Annotated in this window: 13 protein-coding genes and 1 pseudogene; 5 read left to right on the plus strand and 9 right to left on the minus strand. The window is 62.0% G+C overall.

Annotation, left to right across the window (positions count from 1 at the left end; translation table 11 throughout):
• Positions 1–188: 188 nt before the first annotated feature.
• From ACIPL0_RS26235 to ACIPL0_RS26245, 3 genes are read right to left on the minus strand one after another with little or no spacing between them, the layout of a single operon-like run.
• A complete protein-coding gene (locus ACIPL0_RS26235) occupies positions 189–1,193 on the minus strand; it encodes a 4-hydroxythreonine-4-phosphate dehydrogenase PdxA (RefSeq protein WP_400596125.1) in 1,005 nt (334 codons plus the stop codon).
• Complete coding sequence (locus tag ACIPL0_RS26240; RefSeq protein ID WP_400596127.1) at positions 1,190–2,146, minus strand: amidohydrolase family protein; 957 nt, start codon at positions 2,144–2,146, stop codon at positions 1,190–1,192. Before ACIPL0_RS26240 ends, ACIPL0_RS26235 begins: the two co-directional genes overlap by 4 nt.
• On the minus strand, positions 2,139–3,488 hold the full coding sequence (locus ACIPL0_RS26245) for an MFS transporter (protein WP_400596129.1): 1,350 nt from the start codon (positions 3,486–3,488) through the stop codon (positions 2,139–2,141). The genes ACIPL0_RS26240 and ACIPL0_RS26245 overlap by 8 nt, the downstream gene beginning before the upstream one ends.
• A 286-nt stretch (positions 3,489–3,774) precedes the next feature.
• On the opposite strand from ACIPL0_RS26245, the gene yfcF reads away from it, so the two are divergent.
• On the plus strand, positions 3,775–4,410 hold the full coding sequence (gene yfcF / locus ACIPL0_RS26250; RefSeq protein WP_400596131.1) for a glutathione transferase: 636 nt from the start codon (positions 3,775–3,777) through the stop codon (positions 4,408–4,410).
• A 128-nt stretch (positions 4,411–4,538) separates the two neighbouring features.
• Here the strand turns inward: yfcF and ACIPL0_RS26255 are convergent, their stop codons facing one another.
• Complete coding sequence (locus ACIPL0_RS26255; protein WP_400596133.1) at positions 4,539–5,102, minus strand: GNAT family N-acetyltransferase; 564 nt, start codon at positions 5,100–5,102, stop codon at positions 4,539–4,541.
• Between the two features lie 246 nt (positions 5,103–5,348).
• On the opposite strand from ACIPL0_RS26255, the gene ycaC reads away from it, so the two are divergent.
• From ycaC to ACIPL0_RS26270, 3 genes and pseudogenes are all read left to right on the plus strand, one after another.
• Positions 5,349–5,972: an isochorismate family cysteine hydrolase YcaC gene (ycaC, locus tag ACIPL0_RS26260; protein WP_400596135.1), complete on the plus strand. Its 624-nt coding sequence runs from the start codon at positions 5,349–5,351 to the stop codon at positions 5,970–5,972.
• Between the two features lie 219 nt (positions 5,973–6,191).
• Positions 6,192–6,965, plus strand: a pseudogene (locus tag ACIPL0_RS26265) (MCP four helix bundle domain-containing protein); the annotation flags it as partial.
• Positions 6,966–7,034: 69 nt separating this feature from the next.
• Entirely contained in the window at positions 7,035–7,823 is a 789-nt protein-coding gene (locus ACIPL0_RS26270) for a methyl-accepting chemotaxis protein (protein WP_400596542.1), read from the plus strand.
• Between the two features lie 952 nt (positions 7,824–8,775).
• On the opposite strand, the gene ACIPL0_RS26275 is transcribed toward ACIPL0_RS26270, so the two are convergent.
• The 5 genes from ACIPL0_RS26275 to ACIPL0_RS26295 all read right to left on the minus strand — a co-directional run bounded on the left by ACIPL0_RS26275 (position 8,776) and on the right by ACIPL0_RS26295 (position 13,517).
• The gene (locus tag ACIPL0_RS26275; protein WP_400596137.1) at positions 8,776–10,386 is read right to left on the minus strand and encodes a gamma-glutamyltransferase family protein; all 1,611 of its coding nucleotides are present in this window, start codon (positions 10,384–10,386) and stop codon (positions 8,776–8,778) included.
• Positions 10,380–11,177, minus strand: coding sequence for an amino acid ABC transporter ATP-binding protein (locus ACIPL0_RS26280; protein WP_400596139.1), 798 nt, complete (start codon positions 11,175–11,177; stop codon positions 10,380–10,382). The genes ACIPL0_RS26275 and ACIPL0_RS26280 overlap by 7 nt, the downstream gene beginning before the upstream one ends.
• Position 11,178: 1 nt before the next feature.
• Positions 11,179–11,949: an amino acid ABC transporter permease gene (locus ACIPL0_RS26285; RefSeq protein WP_400596141.1), complete on the minus strand. Its 771-nt coding sequence runs from the start codon at positions 11,947–11,949 to the stop codon at positions 11,179–11,181.
• 11 nt (positions 11,950–11,960) lie between these two features.
• Positions 11,961–12,767 (minus strand): ABC transporter substrate-binding protein, encoded by an 807-nt coding sequence (locus ACIPL0_RS26290; RefSeq protein ID WP_400596143.1) that lies wholly within the window; start codon positions 12,765–12,767, stop codon positions 11,961–11,963.
• Between the two features lie 81 nt (positions 12,768–12,848).
• Positions 12,849–13,517, minus strand: a complete 669-nt coding sequence (locus ACIPL0_RS26295; RefSeq protein WP_400596145.1) for a GntR family transcriptional regulator — start codon at positions 13,515–13,517, stop codon at positions 12,849–12,851.
• A gap of 449 nt (positions 13,518–13,966) precedes the next feature.
• On the opposite strand from ACIPL0_RS26295, the gene ACIPL0_RS26300 reads away from it, so the two are divergent.
• Positions 13,967–14,983 (plus strand): Bug family tripartite tricarboxylate transporter substrate binding protein, encoded by a 1,017-nt coding sequence (locus tag ACIPL0_RS26300; protein ID WP_400596147.1) that lies wholly within the window; start codon positions 13,967–13,969, stop codon positions 14,981–14,983.
• Positions 14,984–15,018: the final 35 nt, after the last annotated feature.

Here is a 15,018-nt window from a genome sequence, read left to right on the forward strand (position 1 = left end):
GGTTTGCGGTCAAGGGGTGCTGCGTGGGAGGTGCTGCTGGAGGGTGCCCTGTGGGAGCGAATTCATTCTGGGCGGCATTCCGACGAAAAATGCCCCAGCCGACAGAGAGGTGCCGGATGTACTACCGCATCGCGAATGAATTCGCTCCCACAAAAAGCCTCAGTTGAATCCGTACAGCGAGTGCCCCCTCAGACGTTGCTCTGGCCCATGCGGCAGGCGATCTCGAACGCCTGGCGGATGGCGCCGACGTTGGCCTTGCCCTGGCCGGCGATGTCGAACGCGGTGCCGTGGGCCGGGGTGGTGATCGGGATTGGCAGGCCGCCCTGCACCGTCACGCCACGGGAAAAGCCCATCAGCTTGATCGCGATCTGGCCCTGGTCGTGGTACATGGTCACCACCGCGTCGAAGGCGCTGGCATCGCCCTGCACTTTCAGGAAAATCGTGTCACCCGGGTACGGCCCGTCGGCGTTGATGCCCTGAGCCTGCGCGGCTTTCACCGCCGGGCCGATGATGTCCAGTTCCTCGCGGCCGAACGAGCCGTTGTCACCGTTGTGCGGATTCAGCCCACACACACCGATGCGCGGCGATTTCAGGCCGTTGCGCTTGAGCGCCGTGTCGATCAGGCGGATCGCCTCGATCACTCGCTCCTGACTGAGCATGCCCGGCACCGCCGACAGCGCCACGTGGGAAGTCACGCGAGAGGTCCACAGGTTGTCCAGCACGTTGAATTCGCAGAACGGCCCGTCGAAGCCAAGCAGCTCGGCGAACCAGTGCAGCTCGTCGTTGTGGGCCATGCCGGCCATGTGCAGCGAGGTCTTGTTCAGCGGCCCGAACAACACGGCGTTGGTGGTTTTCGCCGCAGTTAGTTGCAGAGCGATTTTCAGGGTGTCGAGGCTGTAGCGACCGCCGATGGCGCTGGCTTCGCTGCGCGGGAATTCGCCCACGGCGTCGCCGCGAAAGTTGTAGAACAGCGGCGTGTCGTCGCTGAAGTCCAGCTGTTCCAGCGAATTGATCGGCCGATACGGAAACGCCAGCCCGGCGATGTCCATGCCCCGGCGCATTTCCGCCTCGTCGGCGATCAGCAGCACCTCGGCCTGACTGCGCACTTTCTCGTCGCTGAGCAAACGGGCGATCAGTTCCGGGCCGATGCCCGCCGGGTCACCGAGTACCATCGCGATTCGGGTTTTGTTCATGCCTGACTCCTCATCTGTTCCCGCCGTGGACGGGCCACGGCGCACGGCTCGCAACGGTAGATGCGCTGCGCGTTGCTGTAGAAAAGACGCTCCTGATCGGCACGCGGCAGATCACGAACGATGTGTTTGAAACCGCTGTAAATGTCGTCGAACGAGCCGCACAGGCTGTCGACCGGAAAATTGCTGGCGAACATCGCCCGCTCGCAGCCGAACATGGCGATGATCTCGCTGACGATCCAGGCGTTGTCCTCGGCGCGCCAAGGCTTGCCACGCTGGCCGAGGCCGGAAATTTTCACCATCACGTTGGGCTGTTCGGCCAGTTTCGCCATCGCCCGGTGCCAGCCGGCCAGGCCTTGTTCGCTGCGGTCCGACGGCAAGCCGGCATGGTTGAGAATCAGCGTGGTGTCGGGGAAATCCCGCGCCAGCCGCTCGGCTTCCGGCAGGTTCCACCACGGCGTCTGCAGGTCGAAACGCAGGCCCAGGTCGTGCAGGGTGGCGTAACTGCGCCGCCAGTGTTCATCGCTCATCAAGGTGCGTTTGTCGCCCACTTGCTCAGGCGACTCCGGGCCACCCGGCTTGTGCCGCACACTGCGCACGCTGGCGAACAGCGCCTGTTCGGCAAGCACGGCGATGGCGTCCGGGTGGTCGAGCCAGGCCTGGGCGACCACGGCATTGGGCACGCCGTAACGGGCGGCGATCTGTTCGATGAAACGGGTTTCGCCAATCGGGTCACTCGGGTCCCACTCGGTTTCCACGTACACGGTCTGCACCACATTGTGCTCGCCGGCATCGGCGAAGTACTCCGGTGGCAAGTAGCGCCGCTTGATCGCCGAGTAGTCACCGTAGCGAAACGGAATGTTCACGCCTTCTGCCAGCCATGGGTGGTAATTGGTCTGCGGGTCCCAGAAATGGTGGTGGGCGTCGATGATCGGGCCTGAATACAGTTCAGCCATGACTCACCTCACGCTGGCCATCCAGACCGATCAGCAAGGTTGCCAGCACGAACAGCGCCGCGCACAGGGCGAAGAAGCCCAGCACCGCACCGAAGCCGCCGAAGAATTGCAGGATCACCCCGACCAGAATCGGCACGAAGATGCCGCCGATGCTGCCCGCCAGGTTCATCACCCCGCCGACCAGGCCGACACGGGCCGGTGCCGCCAGCAGCGCCGGGAAGCTCCAGTACAGGCTGCCCCACATCAAGAAAAACGCGGTCATCGCCAGCAGCGCGACAGCGGCAATCGGGTCACTCAGTTGCGGCAACAGCAGCAAAGCGCCGAGGGCGATCACGCCGGAGAACGTCAACAGACCCTTGACCGCCACGCCACGGCGCACGCCTTTGCGGATCAGGCCATCACAGAGAAAGCCACCGGTCAACGAACCGAGCGAACCGCAGATGAAGATCACGAACGTGGCAAAGCCGATGCCCTTGATGTCGAAGCCACGGGCCTGGGCCAGGTAGCTCGGCCCCCAGGTCAGCAGACCGAAATACACCATGGCCCAGGTCGAACGACCGATCATCAGGCCGACCAGCGAGCGCAGGGCGATGCCCAGCCCTTTGACCTTGCCGCGGGCTGCCTCGGCGGCCGGGGTTTCACGGCCAGCGTTGATTTTCTCAAGCTCCGCCTCGTTGACTTGCGGATGCACCGACGGATCGTCACGCAGATAACGCCACGACACCCAGCCCAGCAGCAGCGTTGCCACACCGGCGATGACAAACGCCATGCGCCACGAGTCCAGCGAGACGATCAGGTACGCGATGATCAGGCCGCCCAGCGCCACGCCCAGCGGGCTGCCGCTGTCCATCATCACCGCACCGCGACTGCGCTCGCTCGGCGCCAGCCACAGCGAGATCAACTTGCCGCCAGATGGAAACAGCGGCGCCTCCGCGGCACCGAGGAACATCCGGGCAAACAGCAGCGAAGCACCACCGGTCGCAAACCCGGCCAGCACCTGAAACGTGCCCCACAAACCGGTCGACCAGGTGATCACGCGGCGCGGTCCGAAGCGGTCGATCATCCAGCCACCGGGGATCTGCAACAGCGCGTAGGCCCAGAAGAAACTGCTGAGAATCAGCCCCTGCATCGCCGGCGACAGCGTGAATTCCTTGGCGATGGTGGGCATGGCGATGGACAGCGAAACCCGGTCGATCAGGTTGACCATGGTCAGCACGAAAATGATTGCAAAGATGCGCCAGCGCACACTGCTGGCCTTGACCGCGATAGCGGCGCGGGTCGGGGAAGGGGCAAAGGTTTCGCCTGTCGCGGACAGGGGCACATCGGCGCTGCTGCGAGCCATGGGTGCGTACCTCGGTGTTGTTGTTTTTATTGTTGACGGCCTCGAACGAGAACGTCGGTCGTGGGTCAACTATCGGGGCCTTACCGATAACCGTCTAATCAAAGCTGGAAATACGGTGATAGCCGCAGGATATAGCACGCGGTGGATAGCGTGATCGCTGCGACAGGTCTTGCCGTTTGAATCACCCGCCGTATTCCACAGCGGAATATGCCCATGACAAACCCGACTTTTATTTATGCCGGTCAATCCCGTAGCGTGCAGTGACCTTGCATATGGAGATCATCCCGTGAAACCCCGCCGCCCACGCCTGTACGTCGATGCGCAATTCTGCAGCCCTTACGCCATGTCCGTCTTTGTGGTGCTGCGCGAGAAAGGCATCGAGTTCGACCTGATGACCCTGGACCTGGACCGCTCGGAAAACCTGAGCGACGACTACGCCAGCCTTTCCCTGACCCAGCGGGTGCCGACCTTCGCCGAGGACGACGACTTCGCTTTGTCCGAATCGTCAGCGATCACCGAGTATCTGGAAGACAACTTCCCGGAAAACCCGGTCTACCCACGGGATCTGCACCTGCACGCCAAAGCCCGGCAGGTCCAGGCCTGGCTGCGCAGTGACCTGCTGCCGATCCGTGACGAGCGCTCCACCCATGTGGTGTTTTATGGCCGCCATGCAGGACCTCTGTCCGCCGCCGGTCAACAGGCTGTCCGCAAGCTGATCGACGCCGCACACCATCTGCTGGCCGACGGCAGGGAATACCTGTTTGGCGAATGGTCGATTGCCGACGTCGACCTTGCGGTGATGCTCAATCGCCTGATCCTGAACGGCGATGACGTACCTGCCGATCTGGTGGCTTATACCCAGCGCCAATGGCAACGTCCTTCGGTGCAGGCGTGGGTGCAAATGGAACGGCCTGCGCTTTGAATCGGGTCAACGGGACGACTCCCTGACGCTTTTTGTGGGAGCGAATTCATTCGCGATGCGGCATTTCAGGCCACTGATCTGGGTCGGTCGAAATGACAATCGCGAATGAATTCGCTCCCACAGGTCCATCATTCCACGTGCGTATACTGCCGCGCCAACCACTCCCCCCGCGTCAATTCCCAGATTTCCTTGTCCAGTTCCCCGCTGACGAAATGCCCCGTCCGCACGCCGATCAAGCGCATGCCTTCGCGCTCTGAAACCCGCCGTGATGCGAGGTTGTCGATGGCCTTGGGCACTTGCATCACCGGGCGTTGCAGGGTTTCGAACCAGTAAACGTTGATGAACTCGCAGGCTTCGCGCATGTAGCCGTTGCCCTGCCACTGTGGCGCCAGCCAGAAACCACGGTTGTTGCCGGGTTCGTCGTAGAGGCTGATGCTGCCGATGGCGCGACCATCGTCATTCAGACGAATCATCCAGTGCCATTCGCGGCCCTCGGCCACGGCTGGCAGGGCGTGGTCGCGCACATAGGCCAGTGCGCCATCGTCCGGATACGGCCACGGCACGCGGCTGTCGAGGTAGCGCACCACGTCCCAGTGCGGAAACAGTTGCTGGATCGCCGATGCGTCTTCGAGCTGCAAAGGCGTGAGGGTGAGACGGCGGGTGGTGAAGGTGGGGATGGCAGTGCTGTCCATGGCGTGAATCCTTTTCGGGTCATACAGGTAATACGAAACGGCACGGCGGAGTTTAACGGCACTTTGATCTCACCTGCGCACTTGCAGACATTGTCCCTAAAACAGAATCAGTGAGTTCGTTTTTTGCCGGATTGTTGGCCAATCGATGCTTCCCTAAAGTACACCTCATGCCGCAGCCAATGAGCACAACGCCAAGGCCGGCGCCGATTTCAAACACTTACTCTCTCAGTTAAAAGGAATGCACCGATGACTACTTACAAGCGCCTGGACAAGAACGACGCCGTACTGCTGCTGGTTGACCACCAGACTGGCCTGATCTCGCTGGTACAGGATTTCTCGCCCAACGAGTTCAAGAACAACGTGCTGGCCCTGGCCGATTGCGGCAAGTTCTTCGGTCTGCCCACCATCCTGACCACCAGCTTCGAACAGGGCCCGAACGGTCCGCTGGTGCCGGAACTGAAAGAGATGTTCCCCGATGCGCCGTACATCGCTCGCCCTGGCCAGATCAACGCCTGGGATAACGAAGACTTCGTCAAGGCGATCAAGGCCACCGGCCGCAAGCAACTGATCATCGCCGGCGTCGTCACCGACGTCTGCGTGACCTTCCCGACCCTGAGCGCACTGGAAGAAGGTTTCGATGTGTTCGTGGTGACCGATGCGTCCGGCACCTTCAACGAAGGCGTCCAGCAAGCCGCGTGGAACCGCATGTCTGCCGCCGGTGCGCAACTGGTGAACTGGTTCGCCGTGGCCTGCGAGCTGCACCGCGACTGGCGCAACGACATCGAAGGTCTGGGTAACCTGCTGTCGCAGCGTATCCCCAACTACCGCAACCTGATGAACAGCTACTCGGCGCTGGCCGGCAAGAAGTGATCGACCCACGGGGCAGGCATTCAGCCCGCCCCTCACCTTCCCCTGATGACCGGACAGGCCCTGACTTCAGCGGCCTGTTTTCGGCGTTTCAGATCAATTCAATACCGCTGAATCCTTTCGAATAAAGCAGAAATGCCAAAATAGATGGCCATTTGCCCTCAAGCTGAACCGTTTCAAGTCGATAGGGCAATAGTCATATATATGAATAGGCCCGCACGCATGAATCTGCGCAACCTCAATATCGCCCCCCGCTCACTGATCTGTTTTGGCTTTTTTGCTCTGCTGATTTCCGCTGTCGGGTTGTTTGCACTGGTGCAGACCTCGAACCTGAAAGAAGCCCGCGAAACCTTGCAAGACAACGTGCTGCCCACACTTCAGGCCGTTGACCGGATCAAGGCCGACCTGTTGACCATTCGTCTGGGCAATACCAGTCTGCGAGCCGCGCAGGATGACGAAAGCGTGAACCGCGCACGCCAGCGTGTCGATCAGGGTCGCAGCGATCTGCAGGCCGATGTCCGCAGGCTCAAACCCTTGCTGCTCACAGAGGCGGGGCTGGCGGCCTATCAGAGCATGGAAGGCAATCTGACGAGCTACCTCGCCGTGCACACGCGCTTTTTGGAGGCGGTGGCGAAAAAACAGGACGACGTCGCAAACCGTATGGCAGCAGGCGACGGCGAGCAGACGGTGGCAGCCGATGCGCTGGCCAAAAGCATTGCAGCGGTCGCAAAACTGGCCGAGTTGAAGATGAAAGAGTCCGATACTGCAGCGGACAAGAGCGAAGCCCAGGCGCGTTACGTGATCATCGCGGCGATTCTGATCGCCCTGATCGCCACCCTGCTGCTGGCCACCCTGTTCACCCGCAGCCTGATGGCACCGATCAACAAGGCCCTGGCCGTGGCGCAACAGATTGCCGCCAACGATCTGGGCAAGCCGATCATTGTCGACGGCAAGGACGAGCCAGGCCGTCTGCTGCAGGCGTTGTCGGTGATGCAGCAAAACTTGCGCAGTACCCTTTCCGAACTGTCCCATTCGTCGAACCAACTGGCTTCGACCTCCGAAGAAATGACCGCTGTGACCGAGGACTCCCTGCGCGGTATCCAGCGGCAGAACGACGAGATCAATCAGGCCGCCACGGCTATCAATCAGATGAGCGCCGCCGTGGAAGAAGTCGCACGTAATGCCGCGCACGCCTCGGAAGCGGCGCGCAACTCCACGCAATCCGCGGAAAACGGCAGCCGCCGGGTCGATGAAACCGTGCAGGTGATTAACGAACTGCACGCGACCGTCGGCACCACGGCGGTCGAGATCGACGGTCTGGCCTCTGAGGTGCAGAACATCAGCGGTGTGCTGGATGTGATCCGCGGTATCGCCGATCAGACCAACCTGCTGGCGCTGAACGCGGCCATCGAAGCAGCCCGTGCGGGCGAAGCCGGGCGCGGGTTTGCGGTGGTGGCGGACGAGGTTCGCGCGCTGGCACACCGTACTCAGCAGTCGACGGCGGAGATCGAGAAAATGATCGGGTCGATTCAGGCCGGCGCCAGCAAGGCGGTCACGGCGATGGGGCACAGCAGCGAGCAGGCCCGCGCCAGTCTTGATGTGGCCGAGGCGGCCGGCCGTGCGCTGGCGGAGATTTCGGCGGCGATCGTGCAGATCAATGAGCGTAACGTCAGCATTGCCTCGGCGACCGAGGAGCAGGCGCAGGTGGCCCGTGAGGTGGACCGCAATCTGACCAGCATTCGTGATTTGTCGGTGCAGACATCGGCCGGCGCCGACCAGACCTCCGCCGCCAGCGCCGAGTTGTCGCAGTTGGCGGTGGGGTTGAATCAACTGGTGTTGAATTTCAAGATGTGAGGAAGGCTGCTGACGCAGCCTGATTTCGCCTCACGGCGAGTTACGCGGATCCTTGTAGGAGCTGGCTTGCCCTGCGACCGGCGACGAAGTCGTCGTAAATCCTGTGCACGCGTTGTGTCTGATGGATTGCTGATCTGCTAACGCAGCCCTGTTTCGCCTGACGGCGAGTTACGCGGATTTTTGTAGGAGCTGGCTTGTCCTGCGAGCGGCGACGAAGTCGTCGTAAAACCTGTGTCCTTTGCGTGTCTGATACTCCGCTGAGTCTGCTAACGCAGCCCTGTTTCGCCTGGCGGCGAGTTACTTGGAAAAGCCCCAAGTAACCAAGGGCTCTTATCCCCGCCATACGGTGCCTCGCCCAGGCTCGGCATGCCCTCACTCCGGCAATGCTCCGTGGGCACGCCGCGAATGGGCCATCCATGGCCCAACGCGGCTCTCGCGGCATCCATGCCGCTCGGCGCCACTGCGCATCGCCTGCGTTCGGCCTTCTGGAACGGGGCCCCAACATCAAAATCAAAAGCTCGCCGAGGCGACCGACCGGTCGGCCTGACTCTGGATGAACGTGTGCTGTCTTGCGGCCCACGGATATCTGTAGGAGCGGGCTTGCCCGCGAATGCGTCAGGGCATTCAACAATGAGCTGTCAGGTCTGACGCCTTCGCGACCCTCGTCACCTCGGATCTCTCCCACAGGGATCTGTCGCTGTTCTGCAGAATCCGTTTCCGTACCAATCCCCCGCGAACACCACAAATCTCGTGGGAGGGAGCCCTGCTCGCGAAGACGCCCTCAAGGTCAATGACGCTGGCAAGCCGGACTGCTACAGCACGGCGAAACAACAGTCCACTGTGGGAGCGAATTCATTCGCGATGTCCGACCAGCCGACACAAAACCTTGATCAGAAACACCGCTTCGCGAATGAATTCGCTCCCACAGGATTTGTGCAGTGCCCGGCAAATCTCACCACACCGCGATATGCGAATCCGCTCTCGGTTCCGTGCCGCCGCAGAGCACGCCGCTGTCGGGGTCTCGGACGATGATTTGTCCTCGGCCGTATTCGATCGGGTCGCAGGCGATCTGTACGTCGTGTCCCCTGTGTTTCAGCGCGGCGGCGAGGTCTTGTGGAGCGCTCTGTTCGATGCCGACTTTCTTGCCGCCCATCCACTGCCAGCGCGGGGCGTCCAGGGCGGCCTGCGGGTTGAGGTCGAAGTCGATCAGGTTCATCACCATTTGCACATGCCCCTGCGGTTGCATGTAGCCGCCCATGACGCCAAACGGGCCGACCGGCTTGCCGGCTTTGCTGATGAAGCCGGGGATGATGGTGTGGAAGGTTTTCTTGCCAGCAGCCAGGGCGTTGGCGTGTTGCGGGTCGAGGCTGAATTCCTGGCCGCGGTTCTGCAATGCGATGCCACTGTCGGGCACCACTACGCCGGAACCGAAGCCGTGGTAGTTGCTCTGGATGAACGACACCATGTTGCCTTCGGCATCCGCCGTGGCGATGTACACCGTGCCGCTGGCCTTGGGGTCGCCAGGCTGAGGGGCGATGGCCGTGTCGCCGATCAGCGCACGACGCTGCCCGGCGTAGGACTCGCTGAGCAGGTCGTTGACCGCGACGCGCATGTGTTCAGGGTCGGTGATGTGATGCAGGCCGTCGCTGTAGGCCAGTTTCATCGCTTCGATCTGTCGATGCCAGGTCTGCAGGCTGTCGCGTTGATCGAAGTCGAAGCCTTGCAGGATCTGCAGGGTCATCAGCGCCACCAGCCCCTGACCGCTGGGCGGGATTTCCCAGATGTCATAGCCGCGATAATCGAGCCTGATCGGGTCGACCCAACGGGCCTGATACTGCTGCAAGTCGGCCAGCCGCAGGTAACCGCCATCGGCGCGGGATTGCCGGTCGATGCGCTGGGCGATGTTGCCGCGGTAGAAGCTTTCACAGCCGGTGTCGGCCAGTTCGCTCAGGGTGCGCGCTTGCGCCGGGTTGCGGAACAACTCTCCGGCGCGCGGCACGCGGCCATCGATGAGGAAGGTGTCGAACCACGCTTGCAGCGCCGGCTGACGATGTTCGGAAAAGTCGTTGAACGCGCTCTGCCATTGTTGAGCAACGATGGGCGACAGCGGAAAGCCTTCTGTAGCCAGGCTGATCGCCGGTTGCAGCAGCTCAGCGAACGGCAGGCGTCCGAAGCGTTTGGACAAGGCCGCCCAGGCCGCCGGACAGCCCGGAACCGTCACCGGGGTCCAGCCGTACAACGGCATTTCGCTGTGGCCCGCGGCCTTGACCGCGTCGATGTTTAACGCCGCCGGCGCATGGCCGCTGGCGTCCAGACCGTGCAACAGGCCTTTGACCCACACCAGCGCGAAGGCATCGCCGCCGATGCCGCAGCCGGTCGGCTCGACCACGGTCAAGGCAGCCGCCGTGGCAATCGCGGCGTCGATGGCGTTGCCGCCCCGGCGCATGATCTCGATGCCGGCTTCGGCGGCCAGCGGTTGCGATGCCGCCACCATGCCACGGCGGGCAAACACACTCTGCCGCCGCGAGGCGTAGGGATAACGATGGGCGGAGAACTTCAGCATGGGGCAACCTCCGGCAGGACACGGCTGAGAAAGGCGCGGGTGCGTGGATGAACGGGTGTGTTGAAGATCTGTTCGGGCGGCCCTTCCTCGATCAGTTCGCCCTGATCGAGCACCACCACGCGGTCGGCGACTTCGCGGGCGAAGCCCATTTCGTGAGTCACCACGACCATGGTCATGCCCTGCTCGGCCAGTTGCTTCATCACCTGCAAGACTTCACCGACCGTCTCGGGATCGAGCGCGCTGGTGGGTTCGTCGAAGAGCATCGCCTGGGGCTTCATCGCCAGCGCACGGGCAATCGCCACGCGCTGTTGCTGACCGCCGGACAGCATCGACGGGTAATGATCGGCCTTGTCGGCCAACCCCACTTGCTTGAGCAGGGCGCGGGCCTGTTCGGTGGCGACGGCCTTGTCCACGCCCAGCACCTGAATCGGCGCCTCGATGATGTTTTGCAGGGCGGTCATGTGCGGGAACAGGTTGAAGCGCTGGAAAACCATGCCGATGTCTCGGCGTTGCCGAGCGATGTTGCGTTCGCTGTCACGCACCAGCGTGCCGTCGCTGCGCTCGCGGTAGCCCATGGGCTGGCCGTTGACCCGGATGCGCCCGCCCTGGATGTCTTCCAGCAGGTTGATGCAGCGAATGAAGGTGGTCTTGCCGGAACCGGAGGCGCCGATCAGCACCACCACTTCGCCCCGCTTCACTTGCAGGGAGATGCCCTTGAGGATCTGCAAGTCGCCGAACGACTTGTGGATATCCAGAGCTTCGATCACCAGATCCTTGCCTGGGTTGTGCATCTCAACGCCCCCTCAGAAATTTGCCGGTGTAGCTGCCGAACAACCGCTTCGAAGCACTGACCGTGGGCCGTTCCGACTGGCCGAAACGACGCTCCAGCCAGCTCTGGAAAAAGCCCCAGAGGGTGGTCAGGAACAGGAAATAAATCGCCACCACCAGATACAGCTCGAACACGCGGAAGGTCGCCGAGGTGATCATCTGCGTGCTCAACAACAGCTCCTGCACGCCGATGACGCTCACCAGCGTGGTGTTCTTGAGCATGACGTTGAATTCGTTGCCCAGCGGCGGAACGATGATGCGAAAGGCCTGTGGCAGCACGATGCGCTTCATCAACTTGCCAAAGGTCATGCCCAGCGAACGCCCGGCCTCGTACTGGCCCTTGTCCACCGAACCGATACCGGCACGGATGATCTCTGCCATGTAGGCGCCTTCGTTGAGGCCCAGGGCGATGATCGCCGCCTGGATATTGCCCGGTAGCACGAACCAGCCCAGGTCCAGGTCCTCGAAACGAAATATCCCTCCGGCCGCCAGCGCCGTGTACAGAAACACGATCTGCACCAGCAACGGCGTGCCGCGCATGAGCCAGACGTAGAAGCGCACGGGATATTGCAGCAGCGGCTTGCTCGACAGGCGCATCAGCGCCGCGATCAGCCCCAGCACGCAACCGAGGGTCATCGACAGCACGGCGATCACGCAGGTCAGCCAGAGCGCGTACAGGTACACGTCACTGGGCTGCAGCAGGTACTGCCAGAACACCTCCCACTTGAAATTCATCGCACCGCTCCTCAGTCGAGCTTGTCGCTTTCGACATGCCACTTGGCAAGCAACTGGCTATAGCTGCCATCACTGCGCATGTCGGCGATGACCTGCTGCACGGCGGCGGACAGTTGCGGATCGTTCTTGCGGATGCCGATGCCGGTGAGGATGCGGCTGAACGCGGGCACGCCTTCCTGGAACAACTCCGGCGCCATCGCCGAGTAGTAACCGGCGGTTTCCACGGTGGTGCCATAGACGTCGACCTGGCTGATGCGCAGGGCCTGGAAGGCATCGGTGTCGGTGTTGTAGACCACCAGTTTCATCGGCGGCTTGCCGGCCTTGGTCAGCTTGTCGTTCTCGGCGTCGAGCAGGGTCTTGATGGTCGAGCCATTGAGCACCGCGACCTTGAGCCCGGACAGGTCATCCAGCGTCTTGATGCCTTTGGGGTTGCCCTTGGGCACCACCACCGACTGGCTGGAATACATGTAGTTGACGATGTCGATCACTTCGCGCCGCTCGGGCTTGTCGAACAGTTGATCGACGATCAGGTCGCACTGGCTGGCCAGCAGCGCCGGCACCAGCCCGGAGAACGGAATGACTTTCCAGGCGACCTGTTTGCCTCCCAGACGTTTGGCGATCTCCAGGCCCAGATCGATGGCCAGCCCCGTCGGCTTCTGCGCGGCATCGAACGACACCAGCGGCGGCGAATCCATGCCCGAGCAATAGGTGAGCTTGTCGACGGTCTTGAGGCGATCGGGCACCGTCGGTGCGGCCGACGCGAGCGTCGAGAACAGGGTCAGTGAAACTGCGGCGACAAGCGAACACGTGGGGCGCATGGTGATACTCCGTTTGCTGATGTGAGGTGGGGCAGCATTCAAGGAGACGCTTGGAACGCCCCGCCTGCCGGGGCGCGTTTCTTATTGTTCGGATTGCAGGAACTGGGTCAGCGCAGGCAGCGTTCCTTCGATGTGATCGCGGATCACCCGCTCGGCCAGCGCACCGTCATGGGTGCGCAGGGCGATCAGGATCTGTTCGTGTTCTTCTCGGCCACTGAGCGGCTTGTCGCCGTGCTCAAGCCACAGGCGCATGGGTGCTTCGATCAGCGAGTAGAGGGCGGTGATCTGCTTCACCAGCCGCGGACGCTCGCTGAGGCTGCACAGGTATTCATGAAATGCCCGATGACGCAGCACCCACTGCGCGGTGTCGTCGCGACAGTCTTCCATGTCTTCGAGCAGGCGTTCGAGCATGGTCATGTGCCGATCGGTGACCTTGCCGGCCGCCACTCGCACCGCCAGGCCTTCCAGGGCGCTGCGCATCTCGAAGACTTCGGTCATCTCCTCGATGTTCAAGCCGCTGACCACCGCCCCGCGATTGGGCCGCAAGATCACCAGCCCCTGGGCATCCAGGCGGCGGAAGGCTTCACGCACGGGCATGCGGCTGGTGCCGATTTCGGAGGCGATGTCTTCGGCGATCAACCGGTCGCCCTTGCGGTAGCGACCACTGCAAATGGCGGCCAGCAAAAAGTTGTAGGCCTCTTCTTCGGCGGTCATGGGTTGGCGCTCTGCGTAACCGGGAATGCTGTGCATAAAGCTCACTGAATTAATGTATCCAATTATCCATGTAGCCAAAAAAGCACATTACGGGCCAGTTTTGCCTGGCGGTAAATTTCCTTAACAAAAAGAAAAACTTAGGTTGAACTCGCTGCGAATGGTCGGGATCGACCGAGGGATAAAGGGTGTTACGTAATGAAGCATGTGGGGACTTTGCACCCTGAAATGGGGCACCTCCTTGCTTTTCACCGACGTGTAGGAGTGAGCTTGCTCGCGATAGCGTCGTGTCAGAACCCACCCGCCACAGGCAAACCGCAATCGCGAGCAAGCTCACTCCTACAACGATGGTATTGCTGCAGCTATAACCCCAGGCTATCGGTGTATGTGATGTTTTGAGTGGACGCGGCATAGCATCTTTCCCACACTCGGGGCATGGCTGTCCTACATGACGGCTGCTCATAACAAATACAAAAAAGAGGATCACCATGCCCATCGCCTCCTTCCGACGCGCATCCCGTCTGCTGCTCGGCTGCACCCTGATGTGCGCGACAGCCCTTCCCACACTGGCCCTGGCCGCCTGGCAGCCCGACAAGAACGTCGAGATCGTCGTGGCCGGCGGTCCTGGTGGCGGCACCGATCAGCTGGGCCGGTTGATCCAGTCGATCATCAGCACGCACAAGCTGCTGGACGTGAACACCGTGGTCCTCAACAAGGGCGGCGGCAACGGCGCCGAAGCCTTTCTCGACATGAAGGTCTCCAAGGGCGATGCCGACAAGCTGGTGATCGCCACCAACAACATCTATTTGTTACCGCTGGTTTCCAAACTCGGCTACGAATGGCAGGAACTGACCCCGGTGGCGGCGGTGGCCGAGGACGACTTCATCCTCTGGACCTACAAGGACGCGCCGTGGAAAGACGCCAAGGGCTTCTACGAGGCGGTCAAGGCCGACCCGTCCAGCCTGCGCATGGGCGGCAGCCAGTCCAAGGACGTCGACCAGACCCTGACCCTGCTGCTGAACCAGACCAACAACACCAAGCTGGTCTACATCCCGTTCAAGAGCGGCAGCGAGGCCGCCACGCAACTGGCCGGCAAACACATCGCCGCCAACGTCAACAACCCCGCCGAAAGCATCAGCCAGTGGCGCGGTGATCAGGTGCAGCCGCTGTGCGTGTTCAGCAAGGACCGCATGGGTTATACCGACAAGATCGCCGGCGACAAATCCTGGGCCGACGTACCGACCTGCCATGAAGCCGGCCTCGGAATCGATCAATACCGCTTCCCGCGCACCGTGTTCATGCCGGGCAATGTCAGCGCCGAGCAGCGGGCGTTCTACACCGAGCTGATGCGCAAGGTGTCCGAGACGCCTGAGTTCAAGGCCTATGTGAAGCAGAACGCGCTGGTGCCGACCTTCCTCGAAGGCGAGCAACTGACCGCCTACATCGAAAAAGACACCGCCCGGGTGACCCCGGTGTTCAAGGAAGCCGGCTGGCTGCGCAACTGACCTGCCCTGCCGCCGCGCGCCCGTGATCACGGGCA

It is taken from the genome of Pseudomonas sp. NPDC090208 (genome assembly GCF_044746785.1).
Taxonomy (GTDB): Bacteria; Pseudomonadota; Gammaproteobacteria; order Pseudomonadales; family Pseudomonadaceae; genus Aquipseudomonas.

Excerpts from the sequence above, each read along its gene's own strand:
- ACIPL0_RS26285 (WP_400596141.1), bottom strand. The coding sequence starts at position 11,949 with ATGAATTTCAAGTGGGAGGTGTTCTGGCAGTACCTGCTGCAGCCCAGT.
- ACIPL0_RS26240 (WP_400596127.1), bottom strand. The coding sequence starts at position 2,146 with ATGGCTGAACTGTATTCAGGCCCGATCATCGACGCCCACCACCATTTC.
- ACIPL0_RS26270 (WP_400596542.1), top strand. The coding sequence starts at position 7,035 with ATGACCGCTGTGACCGAGGACTCCCTGCGCGGTATCCAGCGGCAGAAC.
- ycaC (WP_400596135.1), top strand. The coding sequence starts at position 5,349 with ATGACTACTTACAAGCGCCTGGACAAGAACGACGCCGTACTGCTGCTG.
- ACIPL0_RS26300 (WP_400596147.1), top strand. The coding sequence starts at position 13,967 with ATGCCCATCGCCTCCTTCCGACGCGCATCCCGTCTGCTGCTCGGCTGC.
- ACIPL0_RS26280 (WP_400596139.1), bottom strand. The coding sequence starts at position 11,177 with ATGCACAACCCAGGCAAGGATCTGGTGATCGAAGCTCTGGATATCCAC.
- ACIPL0_RS26255 (WP_400596133.1), bottom strand. The coding sequence starts at position 5,102 with ATGGACAGCACTGCCATCCCCACCTTCACCACCCGCCGTCTCACCCTC.
- ACIPL0_RS26235 (WP_400596125.1), bottom strand. The coding sequence starts at position 1,193 with ATGAACAAAACCCGAATCGCGATGGTACTCGGTGACCCGGCGGGCATC.
- ACIPL0_RS26295 (WP_400596145.1), bottom strand. The coding sequence starts at position 13,517 with ATGCACAGCATTCCCGGTTACGCAGAGCGCCAACCCATGACCGCCGAA.
- ACIPL0_RS26245 (WP_400596129.1), bottom strand. The coding sequence starts at position 3,488 with ATGGCTCGCAGCAGCGCCGATGTGCCCCTGTCCGCGACAGGCGAAACC.
- ACIPL0_RS26275 (WP_400596137.1), bottom strand. The coding sequence starts at position 10,386 with ATGCTGAAGTTCTCCGCCCATCGTTATCCCTACGCCTCGCGGCGGCAG.
- ACIPL0_RS26290 (WP_400596143.1), bottom strand. The coding sequence starts at position 12,767 with ATGCGCCCCACGTGTTCGCTTGTCGCCGCAGTTTCACTGACCCTGTTC.